Origin of the sequence: Acinetobacter sp. 1294596, assembly GCF_000582925.1 — a bacterium.
GTDB lineage: Bacteria > Pseudomonadota > Gammaproteobacteria > Pseudomonadales > Moraxellaceae > Acinetobacter > Acinetobacter radioresistens.
Genome location: NZ_JFCC01000069.1, coordinates 1 through 10,440, shown reverse-complemented (window position 1 = coordinate 10,440; position 10,440 = coordinate 1). Strand labels below are relative to the sequence as shown.

8 protein-coding genes and 1 pseudogene are annotated in these 10,440 nt (G+C 40.8%); 4 read left to right on the top strand and 5 right to left on the bottom strand.

Annotated features, from left to right (window positions below):
• Nucleotides 1-124: 124 nt before the first annotated feature.
• Together aspT and J502_RS15245 are read left to right on the top strand one after the other, a co-directional pair.
• Nucleotides 125-1,810: an aspartate-alanine antiporter gene (gene aspT / locus J502_RS15250; protein WP_005025873.1), complete on the top strand. Its 1,686-nt coding sequence runs from the start codon at nucleotides 125-127 to the stop codon at nucleotides 1,808-1,810.
• 48 nt (nucleotides 1,811-1,858) lie between these two features.
• Nucleotides 1,859-3,459: pseudogene (locus J502_RS15245) on the top strand (bifunctional aspartate transaminase/aspartate 4-decarboxylase).
• Nucleotides 3,460-3,733: 274 nt separating this feature from the next.
• Here J502_RS15245 and J502_RS15240 read toward each other — a convergent pair.
• Nucleotides 3,734-4,645 (bottom strand): bestrophin family protein, encoded by a 912-nt coding sequence (locus J502_RS15240; RefSeq protein WP_005014327.1) that lies wholly within the window; start codon nucleotides 4,643-4,645, stop codon nucleotides 3,734-3,736.
• Between the two features lie 195 nt (nucleotides 4,646-4,840).
• Between J502_RS15240 and J502_RS15235 the strand changes: the two genes are divergently transcribed.
• Both J502_RS15235 and J502_RS15230 read left to right on the top strand, forming a co-directional pair.
• The gene (locus J502_RS15235) at nucleotides 4,841-6,145 is read left to right on the top strand and encodes a type II toxin-antitoxin system HipA family toxin (RefSeq protein ID WP_034684990.1); all 1,305 of its coding nucleotides are present in this window, start codon (nucleotides 4,841-4,843) and stop codon (nucleotides 6,143-6,145) included.
• Nucleotides 6,138-6,416 (top strand): helix-turn-helix domain-containing protein, encoded by a 279-nt coding sequence (locus J502_RS15230; protein WP_005014332.1) that lies wholly within the window; start codon nucleotides 6,138-6,140, stop codon nucleotides 6,414-6,416. Before J502_RS15235 ends, J502_RS15230 begins: the two co-directional genes overlap by 8 nt.
• Before the next feature lie 26 nt (nucleotides 6,417-6,442).
• Here the strand turns inward: J502_RS15230 and J502_RS15225 are convergent, their stop codons facing one another.
• The 4 genes from J502_RS15225 to J502_RS15210 are packed head-to-tail and all read right to left on the bottom strand — an operon-like array spanning nucleotide 6,443 to nucleotide 9,936.
• The gene (locus J502_RS15225) at nucleotides 6,443-7,429 is read right to left on the bottom strand and encodes an NAD(P)H-dependent flavin oxidoreductase (RefSeq protein WP_005014335.1); all 987 of its coding nucleotides are present in this window, start codon (nucleotides 7,427-7,429) and stop codon (nucleotides 6,443-6,445) included.
• Nucleotides 7,430-7,447: 18 nt separating this feature from the next.
• Nucleotides 7,448-8,239 (bottom strand): enoyl-CoA hydratase-related protein, encoded by a 792-nt coding sequence (locus J502_RS15220; RefSeq protein WP_005014338.1) that lies wholly within the window; start codon nucleotides 8,237-8,239, stop codon nucleotides 7,448-7,450.
• Nucleotides 8,240-8,260: 21 nt separating this feature from the next.
• Nucleotides 8,261-9,184, bottom strand: coding sequence for a 2-hydroxyacid dehydrogenase (locus tag J502_RS15215; protein ID WP_005014340.1), 924 nt, complete (start codon nucleotides 9,182-9,184; stop codon nucleotides 8,261-8,263).
• On the bottom strand, nucleotides 9,181-9,936 hold the full coding sequence (locus tag J502_RS15210; RefSeq protein ID WP_005014341.1) for a class II aldolase/adducin family protein: 756 nt from the start codon (nucleotides 9,934-9,936) through the stop codon (nucleotides 9,181-9,183). Before J502_RS15210 ends, J502_RS15215 begins: the two co-directional genes overlap by 4 nt.
• Nucleotides 9,937-10,440 lie beyond the last annotated feature (504 nt).

Genomic DNA, 10,440 nt, shown 5'->3' with positions numbered 1-10,440 from the left:
ATATATTTACACTCAAGTAAAGTAAATTTGTTTTCTCACAATTAGAATAGTAGCTTAATTAAATAGTTTAAAAAACCATGATTCTTTACCTAAAAATATATTAATAATGAAGTGAGAATATAAAATGATTGAATGGTTACAACATGAATTAAGTCATAGTCCAGAAATTTTATTATTTTTATCACTTGCAATTGGTTTCTGGATTGGTCAGTTTCAATTTGGCAGATTCCAGTTTGGTGGCGTTGCTGGTTCGCTTCTTGTTGCAGTGGTTTTAAGCCTGATTGGTGTCTCTGTAGATAATGGTGTAAAAGCGATTCTTTTTGCGTTATTTATTTATGCTGTAGGTTTTGAAAGTGGACCGCAATTTTTTAAATCATTAGGACCACACTCTATTAAAGAGATTTTGCTTGCAGTATTTATGGCAGTGAGTGGCTTAATTACGGTACTGCTCATGGCCAAGCTTTTCCATCTGGACAAAGGGCTGGCAGCAGGACTAGCGGCAGGGGGCATGACGCAGTCAGCTATTATTGGTACTGCTGGAGATGCAATATCACGACTGGATTTACCTCTTGCTGAAATACAAAAGCTACAGGCAAATGTCGCAATTGGCTATGCAGTAACTTATATTTTTGGGTCACTTGGCGCAATTATTATCTGTGTCAATATTCTTCCTAAATTTATGGGAAGAGAAATCCATGATGATGCCCTGAAAGCACAATCTGAACGTTTGAAAGGTGCCTTTGAGCTGGCTCCGGGTCAAGAGCTGGCTATTCCGGAAATAGTCGGACGTATTTATCAAGTCAAACAGGGTAATGGTCTGAAAATAGAAGAACTTGAGGCCAAACAATCTAGCACTACCATCGAACGCTTAAAACGTGATGACCAGTTTATCGATGTATCTCCAGATATCATTTTGCAGACAGATGATATTGTACTGATTGTAGGGCGACGAGCTAGTGTGGTTGCAATTTCTGAGTATATTGGTCCAGAGCTACAGTCTTCTCCTGGTATGGAAATGGTGATGCAGACCACGGATGTAGTACTCAGAAATTCTAAATATCTTAATCATAGCTTGGGCGAGGTAAAGGCCAATACGCCTGCCTATTTGAAACACGGTATATATGTACTTGGTATCAAACGAAATAATGAAACACAGGTTCTAAATGATGATCTGGTTTTGAAACCTGGTGATGTAGTCACAGTATATGGAACAAAAACCGATCTTGAGCGGTTAGTGAAAGAAGCCGGAAAAGCTTTACCTGAGAGTTTAAAAACAGACTGGATGTTTCATGGAGCAGGTCTTGTAGTCGGTTTGGTTATTGGCCTTTTTGTTATTCGTATTGGAGGGGTGCCCCTTACTTTAGGTGCAGGTGGAGGTGCGCTACTTTCTGGCCTGTTATTTGGATGGTTACGTAGCCGTAATCAAGTGCATGGCAATATGCCTTTAGCAGCATCACAGTTACTTAAGGATTTGGGACTTGCAGGATTTGTCGCTGCTGTCGGGCTGCAATCAGGCTTACAGGCGATTCAGACCATCAAGCAAAGTGGTCTATCACTATTTATGATCGGTGTGGTGGTTACTGTTGTTCCTCTCATCCTTTCAATGTTCTTCGCCCGTTACATTCTTCGTTATGACAATGTCGCCATTATGGCAGGGGCATTATCAGGTGCACGCAGTGCCAACCCCGCTTTTGGTGGGGTATTGGATAAAGCCGGTAACTCTATACCTACCGTACCCTTTGCTATTACCTACGCCCTAGCAAACGTTTTTTTAACCTTACTCGGTCCAATTATTGTCGGATTAGCCTAAAAGTTGTTTCAAGCATTTTAAGATCACTATTCACTAAGGAGACTTCCCATGGGGAATGTAGATTATTCTAAATATTCAAAACTTAGCCCATTCGAGTTAAAAGATAGCCTGATTGCTTTGGCACAGAGTAAGCGGGACCGCTTAATGCTCAATGCTGGACGAGGAAACCCTAATTTTCTGGCTACCCTGCCACGTAGGGCTTTTTTTCAATTAGGTCTATTTTCTGCCACAGAATCAGAATTTTCATTTTCTTATATGCCAGAAGGCTTAGGTGGGTTCCCCCGTCCTGTCGGTTTGCAATCACGTTTTGATAATTTTCTCATGCAGAACCGGGATAAACCTGGAGTTTTATTTCTGGGAAAAGCAGTGTCTTATGTGAGAGACCAATTGGGTTTAGATCCAGATATGTTTCTGCTTGAAATGGTCGAAGGGATTCTAGGATGTAACTACCCTGTACCTGATCGCATGCTCCGTGTGAGTGAAACAATTATTAAAGAGTATCTGTTACAGGAAATGGGCGTAAAAAGTATGCCCAAGGAAGGCTTGGACCTGTTTGCGGTTGAAGGCGGAACCGCAGCCATGGCTTATATATTTAACTCCTTAAAAGAAAACAAGATTATTAATACTGGCGACCGAATTGCAATCGGCAGACCGATTTTTACGCCGTATCTGGAAATTCCCAAACTGAATGACTATCAGCTTGAAGAAATTTTTATTGAAGCTGATCCCAATCTGGGCTGGCAATATCCTGAGTCTGAATTAAGAAAGTTAGAAGACCCTTCAATCAAGGCATTCTTTTTAGTCAATCCGAGCAACCCGCCTTCTGTCAAAATAAGTGATGAAGGATTGCTAATACTGGCAGATATTGTAAGAAAACGTCCTGACCTGATTATTTTGACAGATGATGTATATGGAACTTTTGCAGATGACTTTAAGTCACTTTTTGCAATTTGCCCAAATAATACTATTTTAGTTTATTCATTCTCAAAGTACTTTGGGGCTACAGGCTGGAGACTTGGCATTATTGCGCTGTCGAATAACAATATCATTGATCAGAAGATTGCAGCGCTTTCAGATCAGGAAAAGCAGGAACTTGAAGAACGTTATTCATCATTAACTACTGAACCAGAAAAAATCAAGTTTATTGACCGTTTGGTAGCAGATAGCCGTAATGTTGCACTGAATCACACCGCAGGTCTGTCAACACCGCAGCAGGTACAGATGGTTCTTTTGCCCTGTTTAATATGATGGATTCTCGTCAGGCTTATAAAAAAGCTGTCAAGTCTGTAGTCCGGGAACGCGATGCTGCACTTTATAGACAGCTTGGTGTTGAAGTCCCTGAAGATCTTAACGCTGTTGACTATTACACCTTGGTAGATCTGGAAAGAACAGCCCGCATATTATATGGTGACGATTTTGCCAACTGGGTCATGGTCAATAAAAACCCGACAGAATTATTATTTCGGGTAGCAGATGAAACCGGTGTCGTTCTGTTGCCAGGTTCTGGCTTTGGGGTATCCCATCCATCGGCACGTGCTTCATTAGCCAATCTAAATGCTTACCAATATGCTGCAATCGGTGATTCTCTACGACGCTTTGCCGAAGATGCCTATCAGGAATATCTGGGAACTAAAAAAGATGAGTCCTGAAGTTTCTAAGGAAAAATAGTTTTATATCATCATAGGGGTAATCGGGTATTAAAACTCTATAATTTTAATACCCATTTTTATGATTAATTCAAAATTAACCATATGAATAATAATATTATTTCATGATGTAGAAATAACCATCTGATCATTTTAGATGAATTTTATTCTAAAACGAATAAATGCTAGTGAGGAGATTGAAGATTTTGAGTTAAAGAGTTCAGCCCTATATAAATAGCTTTTTTAATTTGCGAAATACCTGTAGCGCAGCACTTGATTAACTTAAATTGCCCCTAATAGGCAAAATAGTATCGGGCAATTCCTCTCCAAGCGAACTCAACATCTCCCGTTCGACCAAACGTACAATCGAATCAAGTGGCAGATCATTTTCTTCAAGCCCAAAGGGTTCTTCAAGCTGGGCACTTAAAGCATCCAGCCCTAAAAACAGATAAGCAATTAATCCAACTACAATAGGTGTCCATATACCTAAGTCAGCTTCTAGACTAAAAGGTAAAATAAAACAGAAACAATAAACAGTACGGTGTAATAAAACTGAATACGAAAATGGTAAAGGTGTACTTAATATACGGTCACAGCCAGCCTGAATATTACCCAATTCAACAATATGCCGGTTCAATGTACTATAAATGATATCGCTGATCAGGCCCTGTCTCAGGAGTTGAACCAGGTCTTTCTGAATGCATTCAAGCACAAACTGTGCAGCATTAATATGCTGATCCAAATGATTCAGTGCGTGTTGCTCCAGCGCCAGATGATGAGTATCTAACTTGAATGGAGTATTGGTTTTTCTCAGGCGATTTCTTAAAAGATGAGTAAAAAACATTACCCTGTACATGAGAATCCGGCGCTCTCGATCAGGTAATACATGAGAATCACGGGCAATATGCCTGGAATTCGCAATAAGGGCTCCCCATAATTTACGCCCTTCCCACCAGCGGTCATAGCAGGCGTTATTTCGAAAACTTAAAAAAATAGAAAGAATAATGCCGAAAATGGTAAACCCTATAGCAGGCACTTCCGGCACATTCAGCATATGATGAGAGGTCAAATAACCAATTACCGCAGAGATTAAAACAACAAAGGTGAGCGCAGGTAAAACTGTAGGCAGTATTGTTCCTTGCCACGCAAAAAGTAAAGCCAGATTACTAGTTTTATCACGAATAATCATAAGATTTAATTGAAAACATTACTTATGTTGAGTGGACTATCTTAAACCATTCTCTATGATTTTTATAATCTGTTATCTCACACGCCTGAGTATCTTTTAATCCGGTTAATTTCTTGGCTCATAAATTCATAATATTTTATTTTAATAAATAACTATCCTCTATTCTACTTATTATTTTTATATTATAATAAAAGAATGAATAATTTTTGCACTATACAGATTTATCAGGACCATCAGTGGCTCGACTGTGCTCTAGTAGAATTACTCAATGCTACACACTTGGGGTGGGAGGCAGGAACCCGTACATCTTATCTGTTTGAATATGCTATTTCTTATATGGACTGCCGTGATGCACGAGCAGTGTCTTTTAATTTGCCCGTAAATGTGCAAAGTAATTATGCAGAGACTTGGCCCGCTTTTCTGATGGACCTGTTACCCCAAGGATATGGACGTAAAGAGCTGCTCAAACAGCTGGACTATAATGAAACAGCACAACAAACAGCTGACTGGGCTTTATTAAAGGCCGGTGCCGGTAATCCCATTGGCCATCTTCGTATTAAAGAGGCTCATGAGTGGTTAAATGCAAAGTTTCCTGATCCTAACCTGAAGGGTTTTACCCTACATGAAATTGCTGAACGCCGTGAATATTTTATTGAATCATTAGCATCTTATGGACTGTTTGTGGGCGGTTCCTCCGGAGTGCAGGGAGAATGGCCTAAACTATTGCTGACCCAAGCGCATGATGGACTGTTTTATCTGGATCATACCTTGCCAGATGAGCATGCAGCCAAACACTGGCTAGTCAAGTTTAGCCGGGGGGATCATCCCCGGCTAGAAAAAATCCTGGCTCAAGAAGCCTTGTATATGCAACTAGCAGAATATCTTGGTCTGCGAGTGCATGAAAAGCTAGAACTTCATGATCGTACTCTTTTTATTCCCCGCTTTGACCGCCAGACAGTCAATGGGAAGGTCAAACGTATTGCCCAGGAAAGTATTGCGTCACTGAGCAATCAGGCCGGGTTTGGAGTACGCCTTTCTCACAACCAGATCTGTATGCTCATCCTCCAAAGCTGTACGTATGCAGAAACTGAAATAGTTGAATATTTAAAAAGAGACATTGCCAATGTAGCTCTAGGAAATAAAGACAATCATACCCGTAATACAGCGATCCAACGCCATGAAAGTGGCTTGATCCAGCTTACGCCACTTTTTGATTTTGCGCCAATGTGGTTACATCCTGATGGAATAGCCAGAACCACCCGCTGGGAAAGAGATGATCAGGGCGGCGCTCCATGCTGGGCATCAGTCATTGAGCAAATTCAAACTATTATGCCTATTGCGCAGGATACTCTTCGCTCAGCACTGGCTGAACAGTTCCTAAAATATCAAGGTCTGCTCAATTATATGCAACGTATCGGTATCGATCCGGAAATTATCGAAAATAGCGAGCCAAGAATAGAAAATATCTGTCAGCAACTTCAGGAGCTGAGTCATGGATAAACGTTTTAAATCGATGACGCCGATTGAGCAGATGCAACGGCGCCAGCAGGTACTTGATACTATAGAACAGCATCCAGAGTGGGAAATTCATCAGGTTGCCAGGTATCTGCGGACTGAATTGCGCCTGACCTTAGAGGATATGGCAAAAATTACAAAAATTGCTCCGCAAACACTACAAAAGCTGGAACAGCCGCATAGTAATCCGACCCTGCATTCTATTTTAAAACTATTTAATGCTTTTGGACTGACTTTAGTCATTAAAAAGTGTTAATACCAACCAAAACCAGAATTACTTTTTTATTCATTGGCTCGAATAAATTTTGTCAGTCTGCTGTCAATAATCTGGTTTGCTTCCTGAATAATACGCTCTATCAGCTCTTTACAGGTTGGAATATCATGGATCAGGCCCTGCACTTGCCCCGCTGTAATTAGCCCGGCATCGATATCTCCAGTTTCTAAAGCCAGTTTACCCTTTAAGCCAGAGACATAAGGCTGAATATCTTCAAATTTCAGGTCAGGCTTTTGACTGATCTCCAGCACACGGTCTGATATACTATTTTTTGCTACGCGTGAAGTATTTCGAAAAGGTCTAAGCAACAGATTGGTATCACGTTCGTCATTGTCCAGATAGAACTGCTTGATCCGTTCATGTACGGGCGCTTCTTGTGTTGCACAAAAGCGGGTCCCCATATTTATACCTTCAGCCCCCAATGCCAGCGCAGCTACCAGCCCACGCCCATCGGCAAACCCTCCACTGGCGATGATTGGAATGTCAATCTGGTCAGCAGTAGCAGGAATCAAGATAAGTCCAGGAATATCATCTTCACCAGGGTGGCCAGCGCACTCAAAACCATCAATTGAAATTATATCTGCTCCGATTTTCTGGGCAGAGAGTGCATGACGGACTGCCGTACACTTATGAATAATTTTTATACCGTGCTGTTTAAAATGCTGAATATGGTCATGTGGTTTATTTCCTGCCGTCTCTACAATTTTGACTCCGCTTTCAATAATGGCCTGACGGTATTCAGCATACGGTGGTGGTTTCACAGCAGGCAATAAAGTGAGATTTACTGCAAAAGGCCTGTCGGTCAGGTTACGGCAACGTGCAATTTCTTTATATAAAGCTTCTGGTGTAGGTTGGGTCAGTGCAGTAATTGTCCCTAAACCACCAGCATTAGAAACCGCACTGGCCAGTTCGGCAGTTCCTACCCACATCATACCACCCTGAACAATAGGATACTGAATGCCTAAGAGTTCTGTTACACGCGTATTTAAATTCATTTTTAAATTCTCACCTGATTATTTACCCATGAATAGTGGTGTTCTCTTTTCAGTAAATGCTTTTACTCCTTCTTTATAGTCCTGGCTGTTACTCGCTAGATACTGCAAGTTTTTCTCCAGCTCAAGCTGTTCAGTCAAAGTATGATGAGTAGACCGGTGAATAGCCTGTTTAATAAGAGACAAAGCATAGGTTGGCTGTTGTGCCAGTCTTTGGGCCAGTTGCTGTACTTCAGAATCAAACTGTTCATCTGGTACAACCTGCCAGATCAGTCCCAGTTTTTCCGCCTGTTCAGCGGAAATTTTATCGCCTAGTAAGGCGAGTCCCATTGCTTTAGCATGTCCGGCCAGTCGTGGTAAAAGCCAGGTTCCACCGGCATCTGGAATTAGACCAATTTTGCAGAAGGCCTGAATAAAAGATGCGCTCTGTTTAGCAACGACCAGATCACAGGCCAAGGCAATATTGGCACCCGCGCCAGCAGCCACCCCATTAACTGCTGCAATCACCGGTTTAGGGGCGTGGGTAATCGTTTCAATTAGAGGATTATAATATTTAGCCAGTGTACCTTCATTAGGCAATGCAATCTGGTCAAGCTGACCGGCACGCTCTTTCAAGTCTTGGCCAGCACAAAATGCCCTGCCTGAACCGGTTATAATAATGACCCGGACCTGCTCCAAATCGACCAGTTGGCGTATGGCAATTTGAACTTCCTGATGCATTTTTTCATTAAAACTGTTCATAGCTTCAGGCCGGTCTAGCTGTAGTCTACCAATCTGAGCATCTATACTGACTTTAATCGTTTCAAAATCCATTTTTTACTCCTAAGTGTTATTTTAATATCCTCTGGCAGAGTCAATCTGATGGTTTAATGGCTCATGTTCTTTATAACGACGGTCATTTTCCAGAATCTGCTCGACGACAATTGACATTGGCGCATGCGAAGCCACATGAGGCGTAATCAGAACTTTTTCATGAGTCCATAACGGATCGGCTTGCTCAAGGGGTTCCCGTTCAAAGACATCAAGAACTGCCCCTCTTAAATGACCAGAATCAAGTGCTGCAACAAGATCTGGCAAAACCAGATGTTGACCGCGGCCACAATTAATGACACAGGCCTGTTCTGGCAGCTTTTTTAAAACCTGGGCTGATAAAATAGAATGATTCTGTGCAGTTAACGGCAAAAGATTGATCAAGATTTGACTCTTGGCTAAAAAGCCATCTAGCTCTTCATTTCCTGCAAATGATTGAACTCTGTGCAAGTTTTTCTTAGAACGTGCCCAGCCTGAAACCTGATAGCCCATCTGTGCGAAATGGGTTGCTACATATCCCCCTATATGCCCAAGACCCATCACTCCAATCTGGATATCCTGACTGGAAAATTGCCGGTACTGTTTCCATAATTGCTGTTTCTGCTGGTTAATAGCCCGGTCAAACTGACGCTGATAATACAGGACAGCCCATAACAGATATTCAAACATTCCCTTCTGGTGCTGCTCATCAATAACCCGACACACTAGATATGAAGGGTCAATAAGATTTAGATCCAGATGTTCAATTCCTGCCGCAATGGAATGAATGACTTTCAGTTGGGGAAGCTGTTTTAGCTGTTCAATATCCGGAAACCAGCAAGCCGCCGTAGTAGCCTGTTGTGCCTGTTCACTTTCTGGCAGACAATAGGTTCCTTCGGGTGCATATTTTTGAAAGACCTTGAGTAGAATTTTCTCGATTTCAGGTATTTTGCAGGAAATTACTATCATGAACAGTACTCTGCTTTCTGATTTTCAATCAGACTGAGTGCAGCATTCCATGCGTTCAAGATAATTGGCTCTACCGCGGGGCTGTTAAACTGTCTTGCGGTACGTTCACATACTTCGGGCGTAGGATAATGTAACTCAGATCCTCCCGCCAATGCCTTAATCTGTGCCTGACAGGCTCTTTCCAGAAAGTAAATTTCATGGAAGGCACGCTGGATGGTTTCGCCTGCAGATAGTAAGCCGTGATTCCTTAAAATCATGACCCGGTTTTGTCCTAAATCATGAACCAGACGTTCTCGCTCATCGGTAGAGAGCGCCACTCCTTCATATTCATGATAGCTCATCAGGTTATAAAATTTTAAAGCATGCTGGGAAATTGGTAAAAGACCGTGTTTCTGCGCTGAAACGGCAATACCATCGGCTGTATGAGTATGAATTACGCAGTTTATATATGTATGTGCAGTATGCAAGGCTGAATGAATTACAAAACCTGCCACATTAACTGGTTTTCCCTGATCATAATCAGAAACAATATTTCCATCATGATCGATTTTGACCAGCTGAGAAGCTGTCATTTTATCAAATGTTACGCCGTACTGATTAATCAGAAAGTATTCAGATTGGTCTGGTACTCTCAGGCTGATATGCGTATCAATCAAATCAGTCATGCGATAATAAGCAATCAAGCGATATAGTGCAGCCAGTTGGCAACGTGCTTCCCACTCCGAAGCTGACATCTTGTCTTGTAAACTCATAATCTTGGTCCTTATGATAGAGTTAATTTTATTATTGAGCGAATTAGAACAATTTTTTCTATAATATAGAATTTAATTTCGTTAAGCAAAATCAAATTCTATTATTCAATTAAATCTATATGCATGCCTAATAGTATTAACTATCTAATGTATATTGACTCGCTAGTTTTAATACTTATAAAGTTTTGTGTTGCCTGTTTTCTCTAATTTATAGCTTTAGTACGAGGTATTGTTATCTTTACTGTCAAATAATTATTTGTACTGGATTACTGAAATTAGCCTGTTACAGTATGCTTTTCTAGGTTCAATCTCTGTTGTTGGTTTATTAAGGTAGTGATGCTTTTTTAGTTTAGTGTTATGAGTATGCTTTCTAGATTTACTTTTTTTAATAAAGTCTTGGTTTATAAAACTGATTTTTTATTTTCTATGTCTAATTTATATTATTGTAATAGGTTTTATTGTTTAGAAATTTTTATAAAATTACTTAGGCTATTTTATTAAAAT

Coding starts and splice junctions, on each gene's coding strand:
- aspT (WP_005025873.1), top strand. CDS start 125: ATGATTGAATGGTTACAACATGAATTAAGTCATAGTCCAGAAATTTTA.
- J502_RS15240 (WP_005014327.1), bottom strand. CDS start 4,645: ATGATTATTCGTGATAAAACTAGTAATCTGGCTTTACTTTTTGCGTGG.
- J502_RS15235 (WP_034684990.1), top strand. CDS start 4,841: ATGAATAATTTTTGCACTATACAGATTTATCAGGACCATCAGTGGCTC.
- J502_RS15230 (WP_005014332.1), top strand. CDS start 6,138: ATGGATAAACGTTTTAAATCGATGACGCCGATTGAGCAGATGCAACGG.
- J502_RS15225 (WP_005014335.1), bottom strand. CDS start 7,429: ATGAATTTAAATACGCGTGTAACAGAACTCTTAGGCATTCAGTATCCT.
- J502_RS15220 (WP_005014338.1), bottom strand. CDS start 8,239: ATGGATTTTGAAACGATTAAAGTCAGTATAGATGCTCAGATTGGTAGA.
- J502_RS15215 (WP_005014340.1), bottom strand. CDS start 9,184: ATGATAGTAATTTCCTGCAAAATACCTGAAATCGAGAAAATTCTACTC.
- J502_RS15210 (WP_005014341.1), bottom strand. CDS start 9,936: ATGAGTTTACAAGACAAGATGTCAGCTTCGGAGTGGGAAGCACGTTGC.